Below are 25683 nucleotides of genomic sequence, written 5' to 3' on the forward strand. Positions count from 1 at the left end.
CATGGCCCCGTCCCAAGACCTCCCCGGCACGGCATCGTCGGATGACGTGCCCTACGCCGGCCTGACGCCGGAGCGCATCCTCGATGCGCTGGAGGCTGCGGGATTTCGTCCGGACGGGCGCCTGCTGGCGCTCAATAGCTACGAGAACCGCGTCTGGCAGGTGGGCATCGAGGACGCGTCTCCGGTCATCGCCAAGTTCTATCGGCCTGGCCGATGGACCGATGCGGCCATTCTTGAAGAGCACGCGTTCGTGCAACAGCTTGCCGACGCGGAGATTCCCGCCGTGCCGGCAATGACTGCGTCGATCGGCACGCAACCCAGCACACTGCTTGCGCACGAAGGTTTCCGTTTTGCCGTTTTTCCGCGCTGCGGCGGCCGCGAACCGGCACTCGACAAGTCAGATACCCTGACCTGGCTTGGCCGATTCATTGGCCGGATCCATGCCGTGGGGGCCGTGGTGCCGTACCAGGCTCGTCCGACGCTCGACGTGGAAACATTCGGCGTCGCCGCGCGCGATTGGCTGCTGGCAAACGACTGCATCCCCGCCGACCTGCTGGCGCCGTGGCGCGCGGCGGTCGATCTCGCCCTCGACGGCGTGCGTCGCTGCTACGACCGGGCCGGCGATATCCGTCTGTTGCGCCTGCATGGCGATTGCCATCGCGGCAACGTACTGTGGATCGACGAGGATGATGCGCGAGGCCGCGGCGCGCCGGGTCCGCATTTCGTGGACTTCGACGACAGCCGCATGGGTCCGGCGGTGCAGGATCTCTGGATGTTGCTGGAGGGAGACCGCGCGGCGATGCAGGACCAGCTGGCCGACATCGTCGCGGGCTATGAAGATTTTGTAGCGTTCGAGACGCGCGAACTCTGGCTGGTGGAGGCGCTGCGTACGCTGCGCCTGCTGCACTACAGCGCGTGGCTGGCCAGCCGCTGGGGTGATCCCGCCTTCCCGGCCGCCTTCCCGTGGTTCGGGGGCGCACGCTACTGGCAGGACCGCATCCTGGAGTTGCGCGAGCAGATCGCGCTCATGGACGAGCCGCCGCTCTGGGGCTGAGGGCCGGCGCGTCGCGCCGGCTGCCGTTCAATCCAGGTCAGCGCCTGGCGATCCGCCGGCGCATCAGGCAGCCTTCTCCGCCTTGACCATGATCACCGGGCATTCCGCCTGCGCCAGCACGCGGCCGGCCACCGATCCGATCACCGCGTCGAAAAACGCCCCGCGGCCGTGTGTGCCCATCACGATGGCGCCGGCATTCACCGACTTCGCATAACTCACGATCTTCTCCGGCGCAAAACCGTGCTGCGCGTGGCGCTCAAACGGCACATTGGCCGTTGCCAGGATGTCGCAGACCGATGCCATGGCTTTTTCGCTGGCCTCGTTGTGCCACGCGTCGATGGTTTCCTTGCTGACGAAGGCCCGGACCTGGCCGGTCAGTTCGGGCGTGACGTGCAGCACATGGACAGTAAAGCCGGGTTGCAGCAGCTTGCCTTCGGTCAGGAAACGGGCGGCGGCATCGCTGAAGCTGGAACCGTCGGTGGGAAGGACGATATGGGGCATGGCTTCGATCTCCGGTTGGAAACTGCGAGAGGGATACCGGTGATCATGGCAGGTCTCCGGTGCCCATACCGAAACTTAAATCAAATCGACCCAAAGTATTTCGTGATTGCATGATTGTCATGTTGCGACAAATGTGATTGGGCGTGGTGCGGCCGTCATCCATCGAACGCATCCTGGCGGACACATATTCGCAACAGCTGAATTTTCCGCTGAAACGCCGGAAGATTCGCATGACTTTCCCAGCCATTTCTGTATCCCGGGAAGTATCGGACGGCCTATTCTCGGCTCATCATCATTGCGTCGGAGTCTTGCCATGCCCACAGCCCTCGTCGTCGACGACCACCCCGCCATCCGGCTCGCCGTCGGCAATCAGCTGATGTGTGACCTGGGCTTCGACGAGATCCGGGAAGCCTCCAACGGCCCCGATGCGCTGCAGGTTTTGCGACGAGGTGTGACGGACCTGATCATCGTGGATCTGGATCTGCCGGGTGTTGCCGGCGATGCCGTGCTCGAAGAGGCGGCATCACGCTATCCCGCCGCACGCGTGCTGGTGCTGTCGGCGATGCCCGGCGCGGGCGAGCGCGCCATGCACGGCAGTGCCCATGGCTACGTGGCCAAGCAGGAGGGGCTCCAGGAACTGATGCACGCGATACGTGCGGTCATGGCCGGCTATGCGGTATTCCCGGTGAAGCTGCTTCAGTCGATCCGCCAGACGGCTACGCAAGGCGACCTGTTGAGCCTCTTGAGCAAGCGTGAACTCACGGTACTGCGTTTCCTGACATCCGGCTATTCGAACAAGACCATCTCCGATGTGCTGTGCATCAGCAACAAGACGGTCAGCTCGCACAAGACCAGCATCATGGCCAAGCTTGGCTTTGGTTCCCTGATCGACCTGGGCGAGTTTGCGCGGCGGCATCAGCTGCTGAGCTGAGGCCGCCGGCGCATCGGGTGGCGATGATCAGCGCGCCACGCCAAATCGCGCTGCGGGGCGGTCATGCGACAGATTGGGCCCCAGCGCCGCGCGTGCGGACTCGAAGGCGTGCCAGTCCGCCGCGTCCGGCAACGATGGCAGCGTGATCACCTCGCCCTTGTCGAGGCCGGCCAGTGCGGCGTCGACAAGATCATCGCCGCTCATTACCCACGCCTGGGGCAGGTTGTCCACCGAGTGGCCGGCGATATCCCAGAACTCGGTACGCGTCGCGCCCGGCAATACGGCCTGCACGCGTACGCCCTTGTCGGCAAGTTCGTGCTGCAGCGTTTGCGTGAACGCGAGCACGAATGCCTTGGAGGCGCCATACACACCGTTCAGCAGCGTGGGCGCCACGGCGACGATGGAGGCAATGTTGATGATGGTGCCGTGGCCGCGAGCGACGAAGGCTGGCGCAACGGCATAAGTCAGGCGCGTCAGTGCGGTGACGTTGAGTTCGATCATTGCCTGCATCTTGTCGACGTCCGATTGCAGCAGCGGCGCAGCACCACCGACACCGGCGTTATTGACGAGCATCGTGATGCTTGCATCGCTGCGCAGCAGCGCTTCAATCCGCTGCACATCCGCGGGCTGGCCAAGATCGGCCGTCACGATCTCGACCGACCGGCCGGTCTTGTCAGTGATGCCGCGGGCTAGCGTTTCCAGTCGCTGGCGATTGCGTGCCACAAGGATCAGGTCGTAGCCACGGCGTGCCAGACGGTCGGCATAGATGGCGCCGATGCCGGAGGAAGCACCGGTAATCAGGGCCGTGCCCGGGTGTGTGGTGGTGTTCATGTCGATACTCCGTTTCGAGACGTTGGATTCGGGGAGGGGAATGCCTTGCCGCCGGCGGGCATCACATCAACATTGCCGACTGCATGAAACGAAGATTAGGGGCACAATGCGATGGCGCCTATGTCGTAGATGCCACCTTTTCTGCCATCCACTGGCAGCGTCAGGAAAGTGATTGAAATGCTGCATGTCGCCCTTGCCCTCTACCCGGGCTTCCAGGTCCTGAACCTTGCGGTCACGACGGTGCTGGAATTCGCCAACCAGACACTTGATGCGCCCCTGTATCAGGTGCATCTGCTGTCCGAACATGGCGGGCCGATCATGTGTTCGGGTGGCTTTGCCGTGAGCACCGAGGCATTCGGCAAGCGCCGCTTCGATACGGTGCTCGTGGTGGGGGACAACAACGTGATGCCCACGCCGCCTGCGCTGGTGGACTTTGTGCGGCGTGCCGCCCGCACGTCGCGGCGGATCGGCGCGACGTGCACGGGGGCCTTCAATCTGGCGGAAGCTGGCGTGCTCGAGGGGCGACGGGCCACGACCCACTGGTATCACGCGGCGCAGTTTCGTCGGCGCTATCCCGGCGTGACGATGGAGGAGGATCGCATCTTCATCATCGACGGCCCGGTGTGGACGTCAGCGGGGATGACGGCTTGCATCGACCTGACGCTGGCGTTGGTGGAAAAGGACGTCGGTGCGGCAGTGGCGCGCGACGTGGCCAAGAAGCTGGTGGTGTACCACCGGCGCGCGGGTGGGCAGTCGCAGTTCTCCGCGCTGCTGGAACTGGAGCCACGCTCGGACCGCATCCAGGCGGCATTGGATTTTGCTCGCCAGAACTTGCAGCTGGAACTCTCGGTAGATCAGCTGGCCGACGCGGCACACCTTAGCCCGCGCCAGTTTGCGCGGGCGTTTCGCGAGGAGACGGGCCAGACACCGGCCAAGGCGGTTGAGCATCTGCGCGTGGAGGCTGCGCGACTGATGATGGAGTCAAGCCGGCATCCGATCGACATCGTGGCGCGGGACACGGGCTTTGGTGATCGGGAGCGGATGCGGCGAGCGTTCTTGCGGGCGTTCGGGCAGCCGCCGCAGGCGATTCGACGAATGGTGAAGGGGGAGGCAGCGCCGGAAGACGCCAGTGTGGCCTGATACGCGTGCGCGCCGGCTACGCCAACAACGACGCGATCCAACCGAATCTCCGATGTGAACCTCTGGCTGGCTGCTCGCGCAGTTGGTCGCTCCGCGTTTGTCACGAACCGCCAAACCAGTTGTATCCCTGATCCACCCAATAGCCACCGGGGTACGAGTTGGTCACGAAGATCTCCATGATGTGCTTGGGATTCTTGTAGCCAAGCTTGGTGGGCATCCGGAGCTTCATGGGATAGCCATACTTCGGCGGCAGGCGCTGACCGTCATAGGTGAATGTCAGCAAGGTCTGCGGGTGTAGCGCCGTCGGCATGTCGATGCTTTCGTAGTAGTCGTCGGCACACTTGAACCCCACGTATTTTGCGGTGGTGTCCGCGCCGATTCGCCGGAGGAATTCGGCGAAAGGCGTTCCGCCCCAGCGTCCGATCGCGCTCCAGCCTTCCACGCAGATATGCCGGGTGATCTGCTCCGCCTGCGGCAGCGCGTAAAGCGCATCGAGCGTCCAGCTTTGCTTGTCACGCACCAGCCCGCCAACCTCGAGCCTGAAGTCGTCGCCATTGACCGCAGGCACTTCGTCGAGGCCATAGAAGGCATTGAACGGAAACGGACGCGTGATCTCCGCTTGCGTGTACGTCGGTGCAAGCCGGTTCGGATCGAACAGCCAGGCCTGCACCCGGTCATTCATCTGCGATACACGACCCAGGAAGGTTTCGACTGATGAATCATCGGTCAGGCTGCAACCGGTGAGCATCGCCAGGCCGCCGAGGGTGAGGATGCGTTTGCCGAACAGACGGCGCGAAGGCAGGTCGAGTTCGCGACGTACGTCGATGATGAGGGATGCGCGATCGACGGCGATGCGCTTGGGAGATTTCGGGTTCACGATCAGTCTCCAGTGTGGTTGGCCGCGTACTAACGCCCGCGAATCATGGTTAGCAGGCTACGTGGAACCAGCGCGACCATCACCAGATGAACAACGATGAATGCTGCCAGCAGAGACATCGCGAAGAAGTGGACAACGCGCGCGAAATCGTAGCCGCCCATCAGCGTTCGCACTAACGGAAACTGCACCGACTTCCAGATGGCGATACCTGACAGCACCAGCACGATGAGATCGAGTATCACGAACAGATAGGCGAACTTCTGCACCGCGTTGTAGCGGCTGAGATCAGCATGTTGCAGACGCCCCCTCAGGGCATCGGCCAGATCGCGTATCACCGCGCGAGGGCCAAGCGGAAAGAACTTGGAAGCGATGCGGCCGGTGACGATATTCATCGCCAGATAGAACAGGCCGTTGAAAAACAGCAGCCACATGGCGGCGAAATGCCACTGCAAGGCGCCGCCGAGCCACCCGCCCAAGGTGATGTCGCGCGGAATGACGAGGCCGGAAAAGACCGGGGACGCGTTGTAGATGCGCCAGCCCGACAGCATCAGCACTATTGCTGCCAGTGCATTGAGCCAGTGGGAGATCCGCACCCAGGCGGGTTGAATTGCACGCTTGGTCGCGCGGGGCGCCGCGGCACCCTGAGTTGTTTCCATCTCAACCCCCATATTGCAAATGTGCCAATGGCCATCGACTGGACCTTGCGATCCGCAAATAGGTTGCCATTGGCGTGCCAGTGATCGGAATACAGCCGGCACGGATGGCGGCTACCGGCTACCGGAAAGTCCCGATGTGCCATGCCGCCACCATCCTGGTACGCGATTACTTCTTCATGCCGTCGGACATTGCGTCCTTACCCATCTTGTCCTTGGACATCGCGTCCTTGCTCATCTTGTCCTTGTGCATGCCATCCTTGGACATCGCGTCCTTGCCCATCTTGTCCTTGTGCATGCCGTCCTTGGACATTGCATCCTTGGTCATGGCGTCCTTGGACATCGAATCCTTTGCCATGCCGCTGTTCGTCTGCGCGAACGCCGAGGTTCCACATACCAGGGCAGCGGCAGCAAGCGCGGCGATTGCGATTTGTTTCATTGTGACTCCTTGTTGACTATGAGATTGCCCGGAGACTTCCGGGCTTCGAACGTCGCGGCTGGCCGTGGTCGGCGAGCGCCGGTCTGACACCCCGTTTGTGCGTGTCTGATCGGGAATTCGCCATCGACGGCAAACTGGTTACAGCCAGCCGGTTTTTTTGTCGGTGACAATGTAATAGCGGCACTTCCTGCGGCAATCCTCCGGCCGCGGAGGCGGAGTTGCCAGAACTACACACACCGGAGGTGTCGGCGTAGAATCCGCGCAAATGAAATTGGGGCGGGGTGTAACCGACGCGAGCGATGGACCGAATTCCCGATCAGGACGCACTGCAAACTCGGGAGGCGCAGCTGCATGACCTGATGACGCGCAGCCTGGCTGGTGATCAGGCGGCATACCGGCGCTTCCTGACCGAGTTGGGTGCGTTGCTACGCGGTTTTTTTCGCAAGCGGCTGCAATGGCAGGCTGGCGATGTCGAGGATCTGACACAGGAAGTCTTGCTGGCGGTGCACAACGCGCGGCATACCTATCTGCCGGGCCAGCCGCTGACAGCATGGGTCCACGCCATTGCCCGCTATAAGCTCGCGGATCATTTCCGGGCGTACGCGCGGCACGACGGCATGAACGACCCGCTGGACGATGAGTGGGAACTGCTTGCATCGTCCGATCTTGAGCCCGCACAGGCTCGACGCGACCTGGCGTTGCTACTCGAACAACTGCCCGATCGTCAGCGCCTGCCGATTGTGCATGTAAAGCTGGAAGGTCTCTCTGTTTCGGAGACTGCGCGGATTACCGGGCTGTCGGAATCGGCAGTGAAGATTGGTGTGCATCGCGGATTGAAGGCGCTGGCGGCAAAGATGCGAGGATCGCGATGAGAACGGATGAGCTGATTTCCCTGCTGGCCGCTGGCGAGACCCCCGTGGATCGACACGCCATCGGCAGGCGCATTGGGATCGCGGGACTGACTGGTGCGCTGGCCGCGACAGCGTTGATGATCGTCATGCTGCGGTTCCGTGCCGATCTGGCCGTGGTCGCATCGACCCCGCTGTTCTGGGGCAAGGTGGCGCTGCCATTGACGCTGATGCTGGGCAGCCTGTGGATGACGGCGCGGCTCGCGCGTCCGGGCGTCGGGCCCGGCATGAGTTGGCTGGGCATCGCCCTGCCACTGGGCGCAGTCTGGTTCGCGGCGCTCTACACCCTCGCACAAACACCATCGGTTGACCGGCTTGCGGCGGTGCTGGGGCAGACGTGGCGGGTTTGTCCTCTCAACATCGCGGTGCTGTCGGTGCCCGTGTTCATTGCGGTCTTCTGGGCGCTTCGCGGCCTGGCGCCCACGCGCCTGGTGTTGACTGGCGCCGCCGGCGGCTTGCTGTCCGGCGCCATCGCAACGCTCGCCTACTGTCTGCATTGTCCGGAAATGGGGGTTGCCTTCTGGGGCGTCTGGTACGTGCTCGGCATGATGGTCCCGGCCATCGCCGGAGCCCTCCTCGGGCCACGACTGCTGCGCTGGTGAGCGGCTGCGCGACAGGCTGAATCGCCAATTCGGATGGATTGGCGGGTGGGATTGAAAAGATCAGAAGCGAGTGTAAGGAAAAGCGCTTGGCCCCGACCAAGAGACTGCCGCGCTGACCATCGTCCCGATGTGCAGGCGGCTGCTGGTAGCTAACCAGGACTCTCTCTGAAAAGGATCCGCCATGAAGTTCGTCAGTTGTTCGTCCTCTCCACCTTTGTCTCCCTGTCGATGGCGGGCGAGATCAAGCCCTACAGTCAGGCCCAGTTCGACAAGCTCACGCATGAAGGGAAGCCTGTACTGGTCGCGGTTCACGCGAGCTGGTGCCCGACCTGCAAGGCGCAGGAACCCATTATTGGCAAGTTGATGGGGGAGGGCGCGTACAAGGACGTGACGGCCCGATGCCCCAAAGCAAAAAGCCGCGAACCCTTGCGGGATCGCGGCTTTTCAAATAGATGGTGGCGAATCAGGGACTCGAACCCCGGACCTGCGGATTATGATTCCGTCGCTCTAACCGACTGAGCTAATTCGCCAACGAAGACCGCAATTATACCTACCGTTTGGGACCTGTCAACACCTTTGTGACAGCCTTGTGCACGCTTTCGCGGTGCCCGAAAAAAAGGCAGGCCCTGGGGCCTGCCGTGAGAAGGAGCGACCGACATTACCGGATCGGTCTTTCCTGAGCGAGGTTGCCTTAGTCGTTGGCGTAGATGTCAACGTCCTTGGTTTCCCGGACAAACAGCGCGCCAATCACGAAGGTGAAGGCGGCGATGATGATCGGGTACCAGAGGCCGTAGTAGATGTTGCCGTTCTGAGCCACCAGGGCGAACGAGATCGTCGGCAGCAGGCCGCCAAACCAGCCGTTGCCGATGTGATACGGCAGCGACATCGACGAGTAGCGGATGCGCGTCGGGAACAGTTCCACCAGCATGGCGGCAATCGGGCCGTAGACCATCGTCACGTAGATCACCAGGATGACCAGGACCACCAGCACCATGATCGTGTTCATCTGGGCCGGGTCGGCCTTGGTCGGGTAGCCGGCGGAGGCCATCGACTCGCCCACCTCCTTCTTGAACGCGGCGATCTGCTTCTTGCTCGCGTCGTCGAAGCTGTGGCCGCCGGTGACCGTCGCGTTGAATGCCTTGATCTCCTTGTCGCCGATCTTCACCGATGCGACGGTGCCGGCCGCAGCTTCCACCACTTCATAGCTGGCCGAGGCCTGCGCCAGGGTACGCTTGACGATGTCGCACGAGCTGCGGAAGTCGATCTCGCGGGCGATCGGGCTGCCCTGGAACGAGCAGGTCTTCGGGTCGGCGGTGACGACGATCTGCGCGGTCTGCTGCGCACGCTCCAGCGCCGGGTTGGCGTAGTGCGTCAGCGCCTTGAACAGCGGGAAGTAGGTCAGCACGGCCAGCGCGCAGCCCAGCATGATGATCCACTTGCGGCCGATCTTGTCCGACAGCGAACCGAAGAAGATGAAGAACGGCGTGCCGATCACCAGTGCGCCGGCGATCAGCAGGTTGGCCGTCTTCGCGTCCACCTTCAGCACCTGCGTCAGGAAGAACAGCGAGTAGAACTGGCCCGTGTACCAGACCACGGCCTGGCCGGCGGTCAGGCCCAGCAGCGCCAGGATCACGATCTTCAGGTTGCGCCACTGGCCGAAGGCTTCGGTCAGCGGGGCCTTGGAGGTCTTGCCCTCGGCCTTCATGCGCTGGAACGCCGGCGATTCGCTCATCGACAGGCGGATGTAGACGGACATGGCCAGCAGCAGGATCGAGACCAGGAACGGGATGCGCCAGCCCCAGGTGTCGAAGTTCGGGCCCGTGAGCTCGCGGCACAGCAGGATCACGATCAGCGACAGGAACAGGCCCAGCGTGGCCGTGGTCTGGATCCACGCCGTGTAGGCACCGCGCCTGCCGTGCGGCGAGTGCTCGGCCACGTACGTGGCGGCACCGCCGTACTCGCCGCCGAGCGCCAGGCCCTGCAGCATGCGCAGCGCGATCAGGATGATCGGCGCGGCCCAGCCAATGGTGGCGTAGCCGGGCAGCAGGCCGACGATGAACGTCGACATGCCCATGATCAGGATCGTCACCAGGAAGGTGTACTTGCGGCCGATCATGTCGCCCAGGCGGCCAAACACCAGCGCGCCGAACGGGCGCACGATGAAGCCGGCGGCGAACGCCAGCAGGGCGAAGATGAAGGCGGACGTCGGATCCAGGCCCGCAAAGAACTGTTTGGCGATTACTGCCGCCAGCGAACCGTAGAGATAAAAGTCATACCACTCGAACACTGTGCCGAGTGAAGAGGCAAAGATGACCTTTTTTTCCTCGCGCGTCATCGGCGCGTTGTGGGCAGTGCCTCCCGGCATTGCCACGTTTTGCGCGTTACCCATTATTGTCTCCTCCGTCTGTCGAAAGGGCCCCCGATGTCTGGCCACGTCATGCGCAACCTATAGCCGTGCGCGTGCGGACCTGTGCACCGAAGTTGGAGACGATTGTGGGTGGCGAAACTTACTGCGTTCTGACAGATTCCCTGCGGAACGGCCTGAAACCGTCGGGGTATACGCTAGCCGGCCCGGGTGAAATCCGGCCCGGAAAATGCTGCGATGCCGCGTCAGCGAGCGTACGCGGCGCCGCGCCAGGCGGATGCGCGCGATTCTTGCTATGCAGCATCGGTGGTGGCCGGGCCTGAGGTGCCGTGGTCCCCGCCGTGGTCGACCCCGATGGGCGGCACGGGGTGCGCGTCAGGTTCGGCTTCCCGGTCCGCGCGGTTCATGCGCCAGGCGTAGAGCGCGGCCATCAGCACGTAGATGATCAGCGCGCCCTGCGCGCCCACCCAGAACGAAAACGGCCAGCCAAAGAAATCGAAGCGCAGCTCCCGCGCAAACCAGGCGATGACGAACGTCACCCCGAACCAGACCGCCAGCAGGCCGACAATCCAGCGCAGGTTGTGGTGCCACGCGCGGCGCTCCTGCGGCGTCATGCGGTTCGACGTGGCCTTCATGCCGGCAATTCCTCGGTGGTGCGGCGCAGCGTCACGCGCAGGCGCGTACCGGCCAGGCGCGGCGACGCCTGGTAGACGTGGTCGTCGATGCGCACTTCGCCCCCATGTTGCTGGACGATTTCCCGGACGATGGCCAGGCCAAGGCCGCTGCCCTCGGTGTTGGTGCCCAGCACGCGATAGAAGCGTTCCATCACGCGCTCGCGCTCCGCGGGCGCGATGCCGGGCCCGGTGTCTTCCACGTCCAGATAGGCGAACGGCTCGAAGGCATCCGCGACGACGCGTACCGTGGCATGGCCGCCGGTCGGTGTGTAGCGAATGGCGTTGTCGACGAGGTTGTTCAACATCTCGGTCAGCATCAGGCGGTTGCCGGTCACCATCACCGGGTGATCGTCCGCCTCCAGCCCCAGGTCGATCTTGCGCGCCCACGCCTGCGGCAGCCAGTCCTTGACCACCTCGCGCGCCAGCGCCGCCAGGTCCAGCGACGCCATGCCGCCCGCGCCGGCCAGATTCTCCATGCGTGCCAGTGACAGCAGCTGCGTGACCAGGTGCGCGGTGCGCTCCGAACTGCCGGCGATCTGCGCCAGCGACCTGCGCAATTCCTCGGGCGATTGTTCGCGCTGGGCCAGTTCGGCCTGCATGCGCAGGCCGGCCAGCGGCGTCTTCATCTGGTGCGCTGCATCGGCGATGAATCGCTTCTGGGTCTGCACGGACAGGTCGAGCTGCGCGAGCAGGTCATTGAACGAGGCCACCAGCGGCGTGATTTCTTGCGGCGCGGCACTTTCGTCGATGGGGCTGGTGTCGCCGGGGTTGCGTGCGCGAATGCGCTGCTGGATCGCGGTAAGCGGTGCCAGCCCCCGCGTGAGTCCGAACCACACCAGCACCACGGCCAGCGGCAGGATCACGAACTGCGGCAGGATCACGCCTTTGATGATTTCGTTGGCCAGCCGCGCGCGCTTGTCGAGCGTTTCGGCCACCTGCACCAGCACTGGCTGCGTGCCGCCCACATTCTTCAGGTCCACGTAGGTGTAGGCCACGCGCACGTCGTTGCCGGCGACGCGCTCGTCGCGCAGGGACACCAGGCCGGCGTGGCCCTGATCTTCCTCGGACGGCAGCGGCAGGTCGTGATCGCCCGCCACATATTCGCCGTGCTTGCCGACGACCTGGTAGTAGATATTGTCGGTTTCGTCGGCACGCAGGATCTCGCGCGCGGACAGCGGCAGTTGCAGCGTCACGCGGCCGTTGACCTCGCGTACCTGTTGCGACAGCACGATGGCGCTGGCTTCCAGCGAACGGTCGAAGGGGCCGTTGGCAATGGATTTGGCGACCAGGTAGGTGACTGCGATGCTCATCGGCCAGAGCAGCAGCAGCGGCGCGAGCATCCAGTCCAGGATCTCGCCGAACAGCGAGCGTGGCGCCGGATGCGCGGCCGACTCTTCCAGGTGGGGAAGCGCGTCGGCCAGCGCCGCATCTTCCGCCGCCGCATCGGCCAGCGTGGGCCGTGGCGGTTCGACTGGACGGGCAGCACCGGCGGCGTGGCGCCGCCAGGGCAATCGCAGCAGGCTCATGCCGCCCCCGGCTTATCCATGCGTCGCCACCGCCGGCTGGAATTTCTCGAGGCAGTAGCCCAGTCCGCGCACGGTGGCAATACGGATGCCGCCGATCTCGATCTTCTTGCGCAGGCGGTGCACATAGACCTCGATCGCGTTGTTGCTGACTTCCTCGCCCCATTCGCACAGGTGGTCCACCAACTGTTCCTTGGACACCAGCCGCCCGCAGCGCGTGAGCAGGATCTCCAGCAGGCCGATCTCGCGTGCCGACAGGTCCAGTAACTGCTCGTTCAGGTAGGCGATGCGGCCGACCTGGTCGAACGCCAGCGGACCGTGGCGCATCAGCGTGGCGCCGCCGCCCGCGCCGCGCCGGACGAGCGCGCGCACGCGCGCCTCGAGTTCCGACAGGGCAAAGGGCTTGGCCATATAGTCGTCGGCGCCAAGATCCAGGCCCTTGACGCGTTCATCCACGCCGTCGGCTGCGGTCAGTATCATCACCGGGAGCATGGCGCCCCGGGCGCGCAGCCGCTTGAGCACTTCCAGTCCGGGCATGCGCGGCAGACCCAGATCCAGGATCAGCAGATCGAAATTCTGGGTCGACAGGGCCGAATCGGCCTCCACGCCATTGGCGACGTGGTCGACGGCATAGCCGGAATGGCGCAGGGAACGCGTGAGGCCGTCTGCCAGCACATCGTCGTCTTCGGCGATCAGAATCCGCATGGTTGTCTCCACCCGTGGCCGGCATCGCCGCCCGCCGGCCGCGGTGCCGGTGGGGCTTGCCAAGCATACTGTTTTTTTATACAGTACCCGACATTCCGCAGGCGCTGCCGCAGAAGGCAGTTTGCGCAGGCGCCGGGTCGCGTACCAGAGATCGCCGGAGTCCCTCCGGGATCCCGTATCAAAGCTCGTCCGATCTCGCCTGATCTCGGAAAATGCTTAAAAATCAGGCACGCGCCGCATATGCGGCCTATTTATACACCATTGACTCAAGGACGACCATGGACGACAAGAAGGCCGGCGCCGGCGTGAGCGCTGAGAAGCAGAAGGCGCTTGCCGCCGCGCTCTCCCAGATCGAGAAGCAGTTCGGCAAGGGTTCGATCATGCGCCTGGGCGATGGGGACATCGAGCAGGACATCCAGGTGGTCTCCACCGGCTCGCTGGGCCTGGATATCGCATTGGGCGTCGGCGGCCTGCCGCGCGGCCGCGTGGTCGAGATCTACGGTCCGGAATCGTCTGGCAAGACCACGCTGACACTGCAGGTGGTGGCCGAGATGCAGAAGCTGGGCGGCACCTGCGCCTTCATCGACGCCGAGCATGCGCTGGACGTCAACTACGCCGGCAAGCTGGGCGTGAACGTCAACGACCTGCTGATTTCGCAGCCGGACACGGGCGAGCAGGCGCTGGAGATCACCGACGCGCTGGTGCGCTCGGGTTCGATCGACATGATCGTGATCGACTCCGTGGCCGCGCTGGTGCCGAAGGCTGAAATCGAAGGCGAAATGGGCGATTCGCTGCCCGGCCTGCAGGCCCGCCTGATGAGCCAGGCGCTGCGCAAGCTGACCGGCACGATCAAGCGCACCAACTGCCTGGTGATCTTCATCAACCAGATCCGCATGAAGATCGGCGTGATGTTTGGTTCACCCGAAACCACCACCGGCGGTAACGCGCTGAAGTTCTACGCTTCGGTCCGACTGGACATCCGCCGCATCGGCTCGATCAAGAAGGGCGACGAGGTGGTCGGCAACGAGACCAAGGTCAAGGTGGTGAAGAACAAGGTATCGCCCCCGTTCCGCGAGGCGTTCTTCGACATCCTGTACGGCCAGGGCATCTCTCGCCAGGGCGAGATCATCGACCTCGGCGTGGACGCCAAGATCGTCGAGAAGGCCGGCGCGTGGTACAGCTACAACGGCGAGAAGATCGGCCAGGGCAAGGACAACGCCCGCGAGTACCTGCGCGAGAACCCGGATATCGCCGACGAGATCGAAAACAAGGTCCGCGCGGCGCTGGGCGTGGCCCTGCTGAACAACACCGCAAGTGCCGCCCCGGCTGAGATCGAAGGCTGAGACACGCTTCCCCGGTGACCAAAGGCCGTCGCATGACAGTGCGGCGGCTTTTTTTCTTTTTGACGACTTCCTGACGACTCCCGATGGCTGGCTCACGTCCTCCTCTTTCCCTGAAGGCCCGCGCCGTTGGCTACCTCTCCCGGCGCGAGCACAGCCGCGCGGAACTGGCGCGCAAGCTGGCGCCACATGCCGAGTCGGCCGAGGAAGTCGAGACGTTGCTGGATGCGCTGGAACGGGAAAACTGGCTGTCCAACGCGCGTTTTGTCGACAGCCTTGTCCACCGGCGCGCCAGCCGCTATGGCGCGGCGCGTGTGATGCAGGAGGCCAAGACGCATCAACTGGCCAACGATCAACTGCATGCGCTGCAGGACCGCTTGCGCGAATCCGAGTTCGAGCGCGCGCGCGAAGTCTGGCGCAAGCGCTTCGGCACCGCCCCCGAATCGCCGGAGGCGCGGGCGAAGCAGATCCGCTTCATGGTCGCGCGAGGCTTCTCCCGGGCCGTGGTCGGCAGGATCATCCGTGGCGCGGAGGACGATGACTTCGGTGATGGGGATGGCAGCGAGGGTTGATCCCGCAGGGTAACGCCGCCGAGCTCGCCAACGCCCAAATCCGGATGTGATGCAGACATCTGTATACCTGCGTGCGCAGGAGGGGATTTCGGGCCGCGTCCCCCTTGGCTGCGCTGCAGCAGCGTGCCGTGCGGCTGCCGTGCAGCCCTTGTCGGGTCTGGGTTTGCTGTTGTTGCCGCTGCAACAATTCGACCCCGACAGTTGTGGACACAGTATGTTCCCGGTCAAAGCGGCGCGGCATGTTAAACTCTTCGGGTTTTCCGGCCAAGGTGGCCGTGCGGCGATCCGCCGACCCGCCCGCGCCGCGACATTTTGCCCCCGGTTACAGCCTCAACTTCCTGCCGCGTCTGCCCCTGGTGTCATGCCACTCTCCCCGCCCGTCAACCGTGCCTTGCGTCATCGCCGTGCCATTACGGCGGAAGCGTATTTGCGGGAAGATGGCCTGTGGGACATCGAGGCGCGCCTGACCGACACCAAGCCACGCGAGATTCCGCTGGCTGGCGGTGGCGTCCGGTCGATCGGCCAGCCATTGCATGACCTGTGGCTGCGAGTGACGATCGATCTGCGCATGAACATCGTGGACGCCGAAGCCTGCTCCGACTGGGTGCCGTACCCGACGCATTGCGACACCATCGGCCCGGCCTACAAGGCGCTGATCGGCCTGAACCTGATGAAGGGATTCCGCAAGGCCGTACGAGAGCGGCTGTCCGGCGTGGCGGGATGCACCCACCTGACCGAACTGGCCGGCGTGCTGCCAACCACGGCGATCCAGGCCTTTGCGGGCGATGTCTTCAAGGTGCGCGAAGGCGCCGCCGACGATCCCAATCCCGAACCACCCTACCAACTCCATGGATGCCATGCGCTCCATTTCGAGGGCGAGGTGGTTCGCCAGTTTTACCCGCGCTGGTATGGTCACCAGCCGAAACCCAAAGCCGGCGCACGGGCGTCGTCCCCCCAGACCGCGTCACGCGCCGATGCCCTGGCATCAGGTGGCGAAGACACCCTGGCCGACCGGCCCAACGGTACCTCGGGCTGACCGTCACGGCCGGCCCACAGGAACAGGCGAGAGTTCGTCTCCCCCAAATTTTTCCCATCCCCTTTACGCCTACCCGAAAGGAAACACGCATGAATATCCATGAGTACCAAGGCAAGGAAATCCTGCGCAAATACAATGTGCCGGTTCCGCGCGGCATCCCGGCTTTCTCGGTTGAAGAAGCCCTGAAGGCTGCAGAACAGCTCGGCGGTCCGGTGTGGGTCGTCAAGGCACAGATCCACGCAGGTGGCCGCGGCAAGGGCGGCGGCGTGAAGGTGGCCAAGAGCATCGACGAGGTGAAGACCTACGCCACCAACATCCTGGGCATGCAGCTCGTCACGCACCAGACCGGTCCGGAAGGCAAGAAGGTCAACCGCCTGCTGATCGAAGAAGGCGCCGACATCAAGAAGGAACTGTACGTTTCGCTGGTGGTGGACCGCGTTTCGCAGAAGGTGGCCCTGATGGCCTCCAGCGAAGGCGGCATGGACATCGAAGAAGTCGCTGCCCATAGCCCGGAAAAGATCCACACGCTGATCGTCGATCCGGCCGAAGGCCTGAAGGACGCTGACGCCGACGACATCGCCCGCAAGATCGGCGTGCCCGACGCGAGCGTTGCACAAGCCCGCCAGGCCCTGCAAGGCCTGTACAAGGCGTTCTGGGAAACCGACGCTTCGCTGGCCGAAATCAACCCGCTGATCCTGACCGGCGACGGCAAGGTGATCGCGCTGGACGCCAAGTTCAACTTCGACTCCAACGCGCTGTTCCGTCACCCGGAAATCGTGGCCTACCGCGACCTGGATGAAGAAGACGCCAACGAAATCGAAGCCTCGAAGTTCGACCTGGCCTACATCTCGCTGGACGGCAACATCGGCTGCCTGGTGAACGGCGCCGGCCTGGCCATGGCCACCATGGACACCATCAAGCTGTTCGGCGGCGAGCCGGCCAACTTCCTGGACGTGGGCGGCGGTGCCACCACCGAGAAGGTGACCGAAGCCTTCAAGCTGATGCTGAAGAACCCGAACGTGCAGGCCATCCTGGTCAACATCTTCGGCGGCATCATGCGTTGCGACGTGATCGCCGAAGGCGTGATCTCGGCGTCGAAGGCCGTGAAGCTGGGCGTGCCGCTGGTGGTCCGCATGAAGGGCACCAACGAAGACCTGGGCAAGAAGATGCTGGCCGAATCGGGCCTGCCGATCATCTCGGCAGACACGATGGAAGAGGCCGCCCAGAAGGTCGTGGCCGCTGCCGCTGGCAAGTAAGCCGATACGCAAACACATGCGTGCACGCAGCGCGTGGGTGTTGCCCGCGCTGCGCGACGCCAAGCAAAGGATTACAGCATGTCGATTCTGATTAACAAAGACACCAAAGTCATCACCCAGGGCATTACCGGCAAGACCGGCCAGTTCCACACCCGTGGCTGCCGCGACTACGCCAACGGCAAGAACGCCTACGTGGCGGGCGTGAACCCGAAGAAGGCCGGCGAGGACTTCGAGGGCATTCCCATCTACGCCAGCGTGAAGGACGCCAAGGAACAAACCGGCGCCACCGTTTCCGTGATCTACGTGCCGCCCGCCGGCGCCGCTGCCGCCATCTGGGAAGCCGTCGACGCTGACCTAGACCTGGTGGTCTGCATCACCGAAGGCATCCCCGTCCGCGACATGATGGAAGTCAAGGACAAGATGCGTAAGCAGAACAAGAAGACTCTGCTGCTGGGACCGAACTGCCCGGGCCTGATCACGCCGGACGAAATCAAGATCGGCATCATGCCGGGTCACATCCACCGCAAGGGCCGCATCGGCGTGGTGTCGCGTTCGGGCACCCTGACGTACGAAGCCGTGGGCCAGCTGACGGCGCTGGGCCTGGGCCAGTCGTCGGCAGTCGGCATTGGTGGCGACCCCATCAACGGCCTGAAGCACATCGACGTGATGAAGATGTTCAACGACGATCCGGATACGGACGCCGTGGTAATGATCGGTGAAATCGGCGGTCCGGACGAAGCCAACGCGGCTTACTGGATCAAGGAAAACATGAAGAAGCCGGTGGTTGGCTTCATCGCCGGCGTGACGGCGCCTCCGGGCAAGCGCATGGGCCACGCTGGAGCGCTGATCTCGGGCGGTGCCGATACCGCCCAGGCCAAGCTGGAAATCATGGAAGCCTGCGGTATCACGGTTACCAAGAACCCGTCGGAAATGGCCCGTCTGTTGAAGGCCATGCTGTAAGTAGTGCTGCATACGCCGCGGCGTGAGTGTGCCCTGATCGGCATACAGCACGCCACGGCGGCTGTACCCGCGGCGAGCGGCCTTCTCTGGCGCGAATCGCCGCAATCTCGTTGCCCCCGTCCGTGTGCGGGGGCATCGTCATTCTGGTGACGCGCCCCTTAGGGTATGTCCCAAGGCGTTGGACAGGGAGATTGAAACCGAATCGAAAGGTTCGTACGATAAATCTTCATGTCTGGAAATTCAGACATCCAAAAGCCCGCAGTGGTGAGCACCGCAGGCCTGAAACATCACCTAGAAATTCGAGGAGTCTTGCCGTGGAATTGTTGTCCAGCAGCGCATTCTGGATCGCGCTGGGATCGATCATCCTGACCAATATCGTCCTGTCGGGCGACAACGCGGTCGTGATCGCCCTTGCATCGCGCAACCTGCCCCCTGCCCAGCAGAAGAAAGCCATTTTCTGGGGCAGCGCCGCCGCCATCATCATGCGGGTGGTGCTGACCGTAGCAGCCGTCAAGCTGCTGACCCTGCCTTACCTCAAGATCGTGGGCGCCTTGCTGCTCGTCTACATCGGCGTGCAATTGCTGACCGGCGACGACGACGAGGAAGGCCATGACGCCAAGGAAAACATCTGGGCGGCCATCCGTACCATCCTGATTGCCGACCTGGTGATGTCGCTGGACAACGTGGTGGCCGTCGCCGCCGCCGCCCAGAAGGGCCCCGAGGGTAGCCAACTGATGCTGCTGGTCCTGGGCCTGGGCCTGTCGATTCCGCTGATCGTGTTCGGCAGCACCATCCTGCTGAAGGTCATGGAGCGCTTCCCGATCATCATCGTGCTGGGTGCTGCGCTGCTGGGCTATCTGGCCGGCGAAATGTTGGTGAGCGATCCTGTGGATGCCGAGTGGTTCCAGGTGCATGTGCCGCATGCCCATCTGGTGTTTGGCGTTGTGGGCGCCGTGCTGGTGGTGCTGGTCGGCAAGATGTTGTCGCGACGTACCGCACAGACGGCCTGAACGGTCCCGCCAGGGATCTGCGATAGCCGGATTGCAAGCGGCGGGCAGGTTTTTCAGAACCTGCTGGTTGCGAGAAGATTGTCTGCATCAAGAGCATCAGGAAGGGCGGCCGCTTGGCCGCCCTTTTTTCGTCCGTAGCATTGCCGCAACAGTCGCCCTGGCGCGGCCACGCAACGGATTCCTGCCGTTTTCCAAGCAATTCCGACAAGCCGATCGGAATTGTCCGAGGTCAATCGCGACCTCGTGCCTGCATTCCGATGATGACCCCCGTGCCTGCGATCTCTCGTCGCGCGGCACGCATTGCTTCCATCTCAATGAATGAAGGGGTCCATATGCAAACCAGACATCAAACCAACGGCGAGCCTTGCGGGCCGTCCTGTGGCGCATCCTGCGAGTCGTCGTGCTCGCCGGATTTCGAGTCGGCTTCGGGGTCATCTGACAGGGATCGCCGGCCGTCCTGCCGCCGATCCATCTGCCAGCCTTCGTGCCGGGCGCCTCTCGCAGGGACGGCTCCCGTCTCCGCCAAAGCGCACGGCTTTACGCTAATCGAGCTGATGATCGTGGTGGCGATCATCGGCATCCTGGCCGGCATCGCGATTCCGCAGTACCAGGACTACGTGGCGCGGTCGCAGTTCTCGGAGGGGCTCAGTCTGGCTTCCGGGCAGAAGCCGATGGTCACTGAATCGTTCTCGCATTCGGGCAACTGCCCGGATAACGCGAGCGCAGCGGCCGAAGGTATTCCTGTGTCGACCGCCATCAACGGCAGCTACATCAAGAGCGTGGTCGTGGGCGGCACGGCGTGGGCCGAGGGGGGCCGCACGATCACGGCCAACTTCAAGGACAGCGGCATCGCCAAGGGTCTGGTCGGCCGGACCCTGAAGCTGACGATGGGCAATGCGGACAAGGGCTCAGTCACGTGGCGCTGCCAGTCGTCCGCCGACAGGAAGTACTTGCCGAAAGCCTGTGAGCAACTTGGGGCGGCAGGCTAGCCCCGCGGGCGTGATGACCGAAGCGTAGTGGGGCGGACCGGAAAACTCTGGTCCGCTTCCGCGAAGGTTCCGAGGAGCCGGAAAACGTCGGAATTTCGGGCGATTTACCCCGAATTGCGCCAAATTTTGGCGGGTTGCGCGGCATCAAATTTGGAGTGGAACACGGCCCCGATGATGCCCCCTTGCTTGGCGACCACAGTGTCTTTGCTGGGCGCCGCAGCATCCATTTCCAATATCGATTCAAGGGGGTCATATGCAACGCAAACATCGCTGCCCGTCGTCCGACCGGGTTTCGCTCCACCGGATATCCCGCAGGGATGGCTTTACGTTGATCGAACTGATGATTGTGGTGGCGATCATCGGCATTCTGGCGGGTATCGCGATTCCGCAATATCAGGACTACGTGGCGCGCGCGCAGTTTTCGGAAGCGTTGAGCCTGGCGTCAGGGCAGAAGATTGCCGTCACCGAGGTGTATGCCAATTCGGGCATCTGCCCCCCTAGCAATGCAGGCGCTGGCTCCTGCATTCCGGCGAGCGGCGAAATTACCGGTAACTATGTCGCCAGCGTGGTGACGGGTGGGGTGTCCAACGATCGTGGCGGCTGCACCATTACGACCAACTTCAGATCGACAGGCATCGCGAAGGGCCTGATCAATCAGAATGTGGTGCTCACCATGGTCAATGCTGACAAGGGGTCTGTGGGCTGGAATTGCACGTCGTCGGCGTTGGCCAAGTATCTGCCTCAGTCTTGCGGGTACGCCAAAAAGAGCTAAGGCAACGGCAAGGTACAAACCAGCTACAAAAAAGCGCCCGATTGGGCGCTTTTTTGTTGGCCGCAAGAGAGGAGGCCCTCAATGCAACAAACTGACGAACTTCGCCACACCTAAGTGACAATTTCTGCCCTACGACCCCCGGCAATTGCGTAATTGCTGGCAAAAATTGTCATGTCCCGACGAGATTTACGGCCATCTTGTGCCTGGCACGCTCCCTGCTTTAGGGGTAATGCATCACATGCTACAAGATGTTTCTTTCTGTAACGAAAATCTCATCGAGGGGTCAATCCTTATGCAACGGGTACAACAAATCAAGAAAATGGGCCGTCAAGTCCAAAAGGGCTTCACGCTGATCGAACTGATGATCGTGGTCGCGATCATCGGTATCCTGGCAGCTATCGCCATTCCGCAGTATCAAGATTACGTGGCCAAGTCGCAGGTGGCACGTGCTGTGGGCGAAATCTCGGCATACAAGACGGCCTTTGAAGACCGCATCAACCAGGGCTCGACCAGCATCACCAACGCCGAACTGGGCTTTGTGGCATCGAACCTGTACGCCGATCCCGCTACGCCTACTGCCGTCGCTGCTGGTGGCGTGGTCAGCTATACCGCCACCTTGACGAGCAACGCCGGTGCGAACCCGCCCAAGAACGCCACCGCGGCAGTCGCAGGTGCGACCATTAACATCGCCCGTGACGCGGCCGGTACGTGGACTTGCACGGTCAACGGCGCAGCGAATGCCGCCTGGAAGGCCAGCTACAAGCCTGCCGGCTGCCTGTAATTTAGCCTGAGCGTTTTGTGAAGAGGCCCTGAACTTTCCGCAGGGCCTTTTTCTTTGCATGTGCTCCACGCTATGATGGCGCCTTTGTCCCACTTCCTGCGTGCATGCCGCCATCCAGGGTCTCGCTCCCGGCGACGGCGATTGTCGTAGCCTTCACTCTCCCGCTGCTGGTCTCGAAGCACACGCTTCCCCTCGCCACCTTCTATGGCGAATGGACTGCTGGTATGCTCGGCGCGGCGCTTGTCCTTCTCCTCGCTTTCCACCGATCCGCGCCACCATCCGATAGCTCACGCTTCCTCCCGTGGATCGCGCTCCTGCCGTTGTGGCTGATTGCCACGACGATCCTGCAGGCGGCCACCGGCATGGAAGACGTCTCCGGCAGCCGCTTTACCACCCAGATCGTCCTGGCCCTCGGCGCCGCCATGATGTTCGCCGCATGGCGGACCGGGCAGGGTCTCTCCACCGATGAGCGCGTCGATGTTGTCGACGCCCTGGCGATTGCCTTCGTCGTCGCCGGCCTGTTGGGCACGCTCGCGCAATGGATCCAGGTTTTCCACATGGAAGACCAAGCGTTCGGGTTGGTGTCAGCCTACTTCTACGACGACAACCGGCGGCTCTGGGGCAATTTGAATCAGCCCAACCATCAGGCAACGGTGCAAGGGCTGGCGCTGGCGGCCAGCGTCTGGCTGGCGTCGCGCGGCCGGCTGCGATTTCCGGCATGGCTGACCGCCGCGTTACTGCTGGAGTCGGGCATCGTGCTGTCGGGCTCGCGCACGGGACTGGTCCATGTTGGATTGGCAGCGATCTATACGTTGATCGCTGCCTTCATGGCTCGGAATGCGTCACGCGGCGCCAGGTCGATGCACAGCACGATGCAGCGCGCGCCCGCGCTGATCGTAGCGGCAGTGGTGATGGTGGTCGGTATCGTCTTCCTCCAGCCGGCGATCAAGGCTGCCGGGCAGGCCTTCGATTGGCATTTGTTCGATACCGTCGCGCAACTGAAGGCGGGTGATCAGGTCTCGGCGCGCGGCGCGCTCTGGGCCCATGCGCTGGCGATGTTCCGCACGCATCCCTTGCTCGGCGTCGGCTATGGAGAATTTGGCTGGGCCCAGTTCCAGCAGATGTCGCAACTGCGCGTGACGACGGAGATGTCGCTCCACTCACACAACGCCATCCTCGATCTGCTGGCCAAGACTGGCGTAGTGGGGGCAGGGGGTGTCGCGCTGGTGCTGGCAGGGTGGTTCTGGCGCGTCGCCCGTGCGCGACTCTGGCATGCCACCCATGCGGATCGCGCGCAAACAGTGCTCGTGCTGGTCTGGCTGGCGATGATCGGCGCCCACTCGATGCTTGAGTACCCGCTGCACTACCTGTATTTCTTCCTGCCGTTCTGTTTCCTGCTGGCATGGCTGGAACCGGCGGGCTTTGGCAAGGTGCGATGGCCGAAGACGTTGTCGGTGGCGGTGGGTACCGCGTTCGTCGTCCTTTCCGGATTCGTGCTGGTCACACTTTGGCAAGACTACCGCCGGGTGGAGGCGCGCGAATACGCGAGCGACGAACGTCGCGACAGCCTGCCGCTACCGGAACACTGGTTCCGCCAGCATGCCGCGTCGGACGTCACCGAGCGCGCCGTCATCACGCCCGACAATGCCGCCGGCCTGCTGCCGGAGCATATCGCCGCACTGCACCTGCTGCCGACGCCGAACCTGATCCGTCGCACCGCATGGCTGCTGGCGCTGACGGATGAGCCCGCCCGCGCGCGGCTGTGGATGGAGCGCCTGCGTTACTACTATCAGGGTGACGAAGTGGCGCAGTTCAACGCGCTGGACCGCGATTGCGATGAAGTCGAGCCGGACATTCGTCCGCACGAGTTCTGCGCATGGGTCCGCATGCGCGCGCGACGGGGGCACAGCTAAGTCCCCCTGCGCTAGCCCACGATCATCGCTACCTCAGCGCTACCCTCAGCGCACGTATCCCGGCGGCGGGGGCGGTGGGTAGTAAGGCTGATAGTTGGACGGCGGCGCCGAGGCGGAGGAGCGCGGCGGCGACGATGTCATCTGCCCATAGACGGGCACGCGGTTGCCGCTGGCATACATGCATTGGATGTACGCGGCGTCGTACTGCCGTTGCGTACCGTAGCCTGCGTTATACGAATTGCCCGCGCCGACGGCCGCACCGGTCAGCAGGCCGACGCCCGCACCGACTGCCGCGCCCGCACCGCCATCGAATGCCGCGCCTGCGGCCGCGCCGAGGGCCGTGCCGACGGCCGCGCTACCCACCGCGGACGCGTTGGAAGCCTGCTGGGCGCTCACGCCGCCCACCTGGCCGAACGCGAACTGGCGGCAGTTGTAGTCGTCGCCACGAAACTGGTCGAAGGTCTTGTTGGTGCCCGGCAGCACCATCACGCTGGGGCCGGACGGCATCACGGCGCAGGCGCCCAGGGTGGCGCAGGTCAGCAGGAGGGGTAGGGATCGGAACTTCATGGCGTCTGCTCCTGCATCACGACGACGGCGGCTGCGCCGGCACGCGTTGCCAGCCGCCCGGGCAGTTCTTGACATATGGGTAGTAGCCCTCTGGACGGTCGCAGTGATACCACCAGGCATTGGGCGAGGAACCGTCCGTCATGGCTGGATTGCCATCCGAACCTTGCTCGATGTACTGCGGCGGATCGGACGGCACGCTAACCACCGCCGGCGCCGGATAGTAGCCGGGATAGCCGGGGTAGTAGGGGCCGTAGCCATATGGGTAGCCCCACCCCGGACCCCAACCGGGGCCCCAGCCCCAGCCGGGACCGACATAGACGCCCACGCCCACACGGGCCCGCGAGTGATAGTAGCCGCCGTGGCCGCCTGCCAACGCGGATGTGCTGGCGACGGTCGCGGCCAGCGCGGTGAATGCCAGGGCGATCTGGCAGAGCTTGCGCCCGTTCATGATGTGTACCCCAAGTTACTGCCTACATGCCGGACGCGTCACGTGAAACGTCGCGCTGGCATCCTGTTACCGAACCCGTCTGGATTAACGGCTCGCGCGGCGAACCCGTGCACCGCGTGCGGCCTTGACTGGTATTCAATACCAATTTGCCGCAAGCGGCGCCGGCGCGGGGGACTTGGAAATGTGGCGTTACCTTTATTACGGGCGGGACAAGGCGGGGGCGCTTCTGTGTCGCGGGCGGTAACGCCGGGTGAGGATTCGCTTATCTGGCCCGCTTACCTGGCCTCGGGCCAGCTATTACTCCGCCACCCAATCCCCCGACTTCCCCCCATGCTTTTCCAGCAGCTTCACATTCCCCATCACCATCCCCCGATCTACCGCCTTGCACATGTCGTAGATGGTCAGCAGGGCGACCTGTACGCCGGTCAGCGCCTCCATTTCCACGCCGGTCTGGCCGTGGGTCTCGGTGCGGACCACGCAGGCGATGGTGGAGCTCGGTGCGTCCAGCGTGAAGTCGACGGCCACCTTGGTCAGGCCGATTGGGTGGCAGAGCGGGATCAGGTCGGATGTGCGCTTGGTGGCCATGATGGCGGCCACGCGGGCAATGCCGAGTACATCGCCTTTCTTGGCGTTGCCGTCACGGACCAGCGCGAAGGTGGCGGGCTGCATCGTGATCGTGCCCGTGGCTACCGCCACGCGGTGGGTGCTGGCCTTGTTGCCGACATCCACCATGTGGGCTTGTCCGGCGTTGTCGAAGTGGGTGAACTGGCTCATGGCAATTTGCGGCTGATGGGCGTTCGGAGTTGCGAAATCGCGTTGGCCGGCAGGGGCCGGGG

General features: G+C 63.6%; 27 protein-coding genes, 1 tRNA gene and 1 pseudogene. 16 read left to right on the plus strand and 13 right to left on the minus strand.

Annotation, left to right across the window (positions count from 1 at the left end; translation table 11 throughout):
- Nucleotide 1 precedes the first annotated feature (1 nt).
- On the plus strand, nucleotides 2-1054 hold the full coding sequence (locus AC1DOX_RS15415; protein ID WP_441619105.1) for a serine/threonine protein kinase: 1053 nt from the start codon (nucleotides 2-4) through the stop codon (nucleotides 1052-1054).
- 63 nt (nucleotides 1055-1117) lie between these two features.
- On the opposite strand, the gene AC1DOX_RS15420 is transcribed toward AC1DOX_RS15415, so the two are convergent.
- Entirely contained in the window at nucleotides 1118-1555 is a 438-nt protein-coding gene (locus AC1DOX_RS15420) for a universal stress protein (RefSeq protein WP_092136012.1), read from the minus strand.
- A 313-nt stretch (nucleotides 1556-1868) separates the two neighbouring features.
- On the opposite strand from AC1DOX_RS15420, the gene AC1DOX_RS15425 reads away from it, so the two are divergent.
- Nucleotides 1869-2486 (plus strand): response regulator, encoded by a 618-nt coding sequence (locus AC1DOX_RS15425; RefSeq protein ID WP_441619107.1) that lies wholly within the window; start codon nucleotides 1869-1871, stop codon nucleotides 2484-2486.
- A 27-nt stretch (nucleotides 2487-2513) separates the two neighbouring features.
- Here the strand turns inward: AC1DOX_RS15425 and AC1DOX_RS15430 are convergent, their stop codons facing one another.
- Nucleotides 2514-3317, minus strand: coding sequence for an SDR family NAD(P)-dependent oxidoreductase (locus AC1DOX_RS15430; RefSeq protein WP_441619109.1), 804 nt, complete (start codon nucleotides 3315-3317; stop codon nucleotides 2514-2516).
- Nucleotides 3318-3494: 177 nt separating this feature from the next.
- On the opposite strand from AC1DOX_RS15430, the gene AC1DOX_RS15435 reads away from it, so the two are divergent.
- Nucleotides 3495-4457 (plus strand): GlxA family transcriptional regulator, encoded by a 963-nt coding sequence (locus AC1DOX_RS15435; protein WP_092136018.1) that lies wholly within the window; start codon nucleotides 3495-3497, stop codon nucleotides 4455-4457.
- 100 nt (nucleotides 4458-4557) lie between these two features.
- Here AC1DOX_RS15435 and AC1DOX_RS15440 read toward each other — a convergent pair whose 3' ends face one another.
- From AC1DOX_RS15440 to AC1DOX_RS15450, 3 genes are all read right to left on the minus strand, one after another.
- Nucleotides 4558-5334 (minus strand): molybdopterin-binding protein, encoded by a 777-nt coding sequence (locus AC1DOX_RS15440; protein WP_441619112.1) that lies wholly within the window; start codon nucleotides 5332-5334, stop codon nucleotides 4558-4560.
- A 29-nt stretch (nucleotides 5335-5363) separates the two neighbouring features.
- Complete coding sequence (locus AC1DOX_RS15445; protein WP_441619114.1) at nucleotides 5364-5990, minus strand: cytochrome b/b6 domain-containing protein; 627 nt, start codon at nucleotides 5988-5990, stop codon at nucleotides 5364-5366.
- A gap of 166 nt (nucleotides 5991-6156) precedes the next feature.
- Nucleotides 6157-6426, minus strand: coding sequence for a pentapeptide MXKDX repeat protein (locus tag AC1DOX_RS15450; protein ID WP_441619116.1), 270 nt, complete (start codon nucleotides 6424-6426; stop codon nucleotides 6157-6159).
- Nucleotides 6427-6725: 299 nt separating this feature from the next.
- Between AC1DOX_RS15450 and AC1DOX_RS15455 the strand changes: the two genes are divergently transcribed.
- From AC1DOX_RS15455 to AC1DOX_RS15465, 3 genes and pseudogenes are all read left to right on the plus strand, one after another.
- Nucleotides 6726-7298, plus strand: a complete 573-nt coding sequence (locus AC1DOX_RS15455; RefSeq protein ID WP_441619118.1) for a sigma-70 family RNA polymerase sigma factor — start codon at nucleotides 6726-6728, stop codon at nucleotides 7296-7298.
- Entirely contained in the window at nucleotides 7295-7936 is a 642-nt protein-coding gene (locus AC1DOX_RS15460; RefSeq protein ID WP_441619120.1) for a DUF1109 domain-containing protein, read from the plus strand. Before AC1DOX_RS15455 ends, AC1DOX_RS15460 begins: the two co-directional genes overlap by 4 nt.
- Before the next feature lie 228 nt (nucleotides 7937-8164).
- Nucleotides 8165-8296 (plus strand): annotated as a pseudogene (locus tag AC1DOX_RS15465) (thioredoxin family protein); the annotation flags it as partial.
- A gap of 93 nt (nucleotides 8297-8389) precedes the next feature.
- Here AC1DOX_RS15465 and AC1DOX_RS15470 read toward each other — a convergent pair.
- From AC1DOX_RS15470 to AC1DOX_RS15490, 5 genes are all read right to left on the minus strand, one after another.
- Nucleotides 8390-8466, minus strand: a tRNA-Met gene (locus AC1DOX_RS15470).
- Between the two features lie 161 nt (nucleotides 8467-8627).
- On the minus strand, nucleotides 8628-10325 hold the full coding sequence (locus AC1DOX_RS15475) for an MFS transporter (protein ID WP_441619122.1): 1698 nt from the start codon (nucleotides 10323-10325) through the stop codon (nucleotides 8628-8630).
- Between the two features lie 269 nt (nucleotides 10326-10594).
- Nucleotides 10595-10936, minus strand: coding sequence for a DUF4212 domain-containing protein (locus AC1DOX_RS15480; protein ID WP_441619124.1), 342 nt, complete (start codon nucleotides 10934-10936; stop codon nucleotides 10595-10597).
- Nucleotides 10933-12501, minus strand: a complete 1569-nt coding sequence (locus tag AC1DOX_RS15485; RefSeq protein ID WP_441619126.1) for a sensor histidine kinase — start codon at nucleotides 12499-12501, stop codon at nucleotides 10933-10935. The genes AC1DOX_RS15480 and AC1DOX_RS15485 overlap by 4 nt, the downstream gene beginning before the upstream one ends.
- 12 nt (nucleotides 12502-12513) lie before the next feature.
- Nucleotides 12514-13203, minus strand: a complete 690-nt coding sequence (locus tag AC1DOX_RS15490) for a response regulator (protein WP_092136046.1) — start codon at nucleotides 13201-13203, stop codon at nucleotides 12514-12516.
- Between the two features lie 278 nt (nucleotides 13204-13481).
- Here AC1DOX_RS15490 and recA point away from each other — a divergent pair, with 278 nt between their 5' ends.
- The 10 genes from recA (at nucleotide 13482) to AC1DOX_RS15540 (ending at nucleotide 23832) form a co-directional block, all read left to right on the plus strand.
- Nucleotides 13482-14546, plus strand: coding sequence for a recombinase RecA (recA, locus tag AC1DOX_RS15495; protein WP_092136048.1), 1065 nt, complete (start codon nucleotides 13482-13484; stop codon nucleotides 14544-14546).
- Between the two features lie 83 nt (nucleotides 14547-14629).
- Nucleotides 14630-15115, plus strand: a complete 486-nt coding sequence (gene recX, locus AC1DOX_RS15500) for a recombination regulator RecX (protein ID WP_441619129.1) — start codon at nucleotides 14630-14632, stop codon at nucleotides 15113-15115.
- 361 nt (nucleotides 15116-15476) lie between these two features.
- A complete protein-coding gene (locus AC1DOX_RS15505; RefSeq protein WP_092136052.1) occupies nucleotides 15477-16151 on the plus strand; it encodes a DUF2889 domain-containing protein in 675 nt (224 codons plus the stop codon).
- Between the two features lie 89 nt (nucleotides 16152-16240).
- Entirely contained in the window at nucleotides 16241-17407 is a 1167-nt protein-coding gene (gene sucC / locus AC1DOX_RS15510) for an ADP-forming succinate--CoA ligase subunit beta (RefSeq protein WP_441619131.1), read from the plus strand.
- Between the two features lie 78 nt (nucleotides 17408-17485).
- Entirely contained in the window at nucleotides 17486-18367 is an 882-nt protein-coding gene (sucD, locus tag AC1DOX_RS15515; protein WP_092136056.1) for a succinate--CoA ligase subunit alpha, read from the plus strand.
- A 314-nt stretch (nucleotides 18368-18681) separates the two neighbouring features.
- Complete coding sequence (locus tag AC1DOX_RS15520) at nucleotides 18682-19377, plus strand: TerC family protein (RefSeq protein ID WP_092136058.1); 696 nt, start codon at nucleotides 18682-18684, stop codon at nucleotides 19375-19377.
- A 470-nt stretch (nucleotides 19378-19847) separates the two neighbouring features.
- Nucleotides 19848-20366, plus strand: a complete 519-nt coding sequence (locus AC1DOX_RS15525; protein WP_441619192.1) for a pilin — start codon at nucleotides 19848-19850, stop codon at nucleotides 20364-20366.
- Nucleotides 20367-20706: 340 nt separating this feature from the next.
- Nucleotides 20707-21138 carry a pilin gene (locus AC1DOX_RS15530; protein ID WP_441619194.1) on the plus strand — a complete coding sequence of 144 codons (432 nt, stop codon included), beginning with the start codon at nucleotides 20707-20709 and terminating at the stop codon, nucleotides 21136-21138.
- Between the two features lie 292 nt (nucleotides 21139-21430).
- A complete protein-coding gene (locus AC1DOX_RS15535) occupies nucleotides 21431-21919 on the plus strand; it encodes a pilin (protein WP_441619196.1) in 489 nt (162 codons plus the stop codon).
- Between the two features lie 104 nt (nucleotides 21920-22023).
- The gene (locus tag AC1DOX_RS15540; protein ID WP_441619134.1) at nucleotides 22024-23832 is read left to right on the plus strand and encodes a PglL family O-oligosaccharyltransferase; all 1809 of its coding nucleotides are present in this window, start codon (nucleotides 22024-22026) and stop codon (nucleotides 23830-23832) included.
- Between the two features lie 45 nt (nucleotides 23833-23877).
- On the opposite strand, the gene AC1DOX_RS15545 is transcribed toward AC1DOX_RS15540, so the two are convergent.
- The 3 genes from AC1DOX_RS15545 to moaC all read right to left on the minus strand — a co-directional run bounded on the left by AC1DOX_RS15545 (nucleotide 23878) and on the right by moaC (nucleotide 25621).
- Nucleotides 23878-24399, minus strand: a complete 522-nt coding sequence (locus AC1DOX_RS15545) for a hypothetical protein (RefSeq protein WP_441619136.1) — start codon at nucleotides 24397-24399, stop codon at nucleotides 23878-23880.
- Nucleotides 24400-24415: 16 nt separating this feature from the next.
- Nucleotides 24416-24847: a hypothetical protein gene (locus tag AC1DOX_RS15550; RefSeq protein WP_441619138.1), complete on the minus strand. Its 432-nt coding sequence runs from the start codon at nucleotides 24845-24847 to the stop codon at nucleotides 24416-24418.
- A 297-nt stretch (nucleotides 24848-25144) separates the two neighbouring features.
- Nucleotides 25145-25621: a cyclic pyranopterin monophosphate synthase MoaC gene (gene moaC / locus AC1DOX_RS15555; protein WP_441619140.1), complete on the minus strand. Its 477-nt coding sequence runs from the start codon at nucleotides 25619-25621 to the stop codon at nucleotides 25145-25147.
- Between the last annotated feature and the right edge of the window lie 62 nt (nucleotides 25622-25683).

Source organism: Cupriavidus sp. 01L415 (assembly GCF_056400065.1).

Excerpts from the sequence above, each read along its gene's own strand:
- AC1DOX_RS15430 (WP_441619109.1), bottom strand. The coding sequence starts at position 3,317 with ATGAACACCACCACACACCCGGGCACGGCCCTGATTACCGGTGCTTCC.
- AC1DOX_RS15445 (WP_441619114.1), bottom strand. The coding sequence starts at position 5,990 with ATGGAAACAACTCAGGGTGCCGCGGCGCCCCGCGCGACCAAGCGTGCA.
- AC1DOX_RS15415 (WP_441619105.1), top strand. The coding sequence starts at position 2 with ATGGCCCCGTCCCAAGACCTCCCCGGCACGGCATCGTCGGATGACGTG.
- AC1DOX_RS15550 (WP_441619138.1), bottom strand. The coding sequence starts at position 24,847 with ATGAACGGGCGCAAGCTCTGCCAGATCGCCCTGGCATTCACCGCGCTG.
- AC1DOX_RS15475 (WP_441619122.1), bottom strand. The coding sequence starts at position 10,325 with ATGGGTAACGCGCAAAACGTGGCAATGCCGGGAGGCACTGCCCACAAC.
- sucD (WP_092136056.1), top strand. The coding sequence starts at position 17,486 with ATGTCGATTCTGATTAACAAAGACACCAAAGTCATCACCCAGGGCATT.
- AC1DOX_RS15460 (WP_441619120.1), top strand. The coding sequence starts at position 7,295 with ATGAGAACGGATGAGCTGATTTCCCTGCTGGCCGCTGGCGAGACCCCC.
- recA (WP_092136048.1), top strand. The coding sequence starts at position 13,482 with ATGGACGACAAGAAGGCCGGCGCCGGCGTGAGCGCTGAGAAGCAGAAG.
- AC1DOX_RS15545 (WP_441619136.1), bottom strand. The coding sequence starts at position 24,399 with ATGAAGTTCCGATCCCTACCCCTCCTGCTGACCTGCGCCACCCTGGGC.
- AC1DOX_RS15490 (WP_092136046.1), bottom strand. The coding sequence starts at position 13,203 with ATGCGGATTCTGATCGCCGAAGACGACGATGTGCTGGCAGACGGCCTC.
- AC1DOX_RS15535 (WP_441619196.1), top strand. The coding sequence starts at position 21,431 with ATGCAACGGGTACAACAAATCAAGAAAATGGGCCGTCAAGTCCAAAAG.
- AC1DOX_RS15485 (WP_441619126.1), bottom strand. The coding sequence starts at position 12,501 with ATGAGCCTGCTGCGATTGCCCTGGCGGCGCCACGCCGCCGGTGCTGCC.
- AC1DOX_RS15530 (WP_441619194.1), top strand. The coding sequence starts at position 20,707 with ATGATTGTGGTGGCGATCATCGGCATTCTGGCGGGTATCGCGATTCCG.
- AC1DOX_RS15420 (WP_092136012.1), bottom strand. The coding sequence starts at position 1,555 with ATGCCCCATATCGTCCTTCCCACCGACGGTTCCAGCTTCAGCGATGCC.
- AC1DOX_RS15540 (WP_441619134.1), top strand. The coding sequence starts at position 22,024 with ATGCCGCCATCCAGGGTCTCGCTCCCGGCGACGGCGATTGTCGTAGCC.
- AC1DOX_RS15450 (WP_441619116.1), bottom strand. The coding sequence starts at position 6,426 with ATGAAACAAATCGCAATCGCCGCGCTTGCTGCCGCTGCCCTGGTATGT.
- AC1DOX_RS15455 (WP_441619118.1), top strand. The coding sequence starts at position 6,726 with ATGGACCGAATTCCCGATCAGGACGCACTGCAAACTCGGGAGGCGCAG.
- recX (WP_441619129.1), top strand. The coding sequence starts at position 14,630 with ATGGCTGGCTCACGTCCTCCTCTTTCCCTGAAGGCCCGCGCCGTTGGC.
- AC1DOX_RS15505 (WP_092136052.1), top strand. The coding sequence starts at position 15,477 with ATGCCACTCTCCCCGCCCGTCAACCGTGCCTTGCGTCATCGCCGTGCC.
- AC1DOX_RS15480 (WP_441619124.1), bottom strand. The coding sequence starts at position 10,936 with ATGAAGGCCACGTCGAACCGCATGACGCCGCAGGAGCGCCGCGCGTGG.
- sucC (WP_441619131.1), top strand. The coding sequence starts at position 16,241 with ATGAATATCCATGAGTACCAAGGCAAGGAAATCCTGCGCAAATACAAT.
- AC1DOX_RS15425 (WP_441619107.1), top strand. The coding sequence starts at position 1,869 with ATGCCCACAGCCCTCGTCGTCGACGACCACCCCGCCATCCGGCTCGCC.
- AC1DOX_RS15435 (WP_092136018.1), top strand. The coding sequence starts at position 3,495 with ATGCTGCATGTCGCCCTTGCCCTCTACCCGGGCTTCCAGGTCCTGAAC.
- moaC (WP_441619140.1), bottom strand. The coding sequence starts at position 25,621 with ATGAGCCAGTTCACCCACTTCGACAACGCCGGACAAGCCCACATGGTG.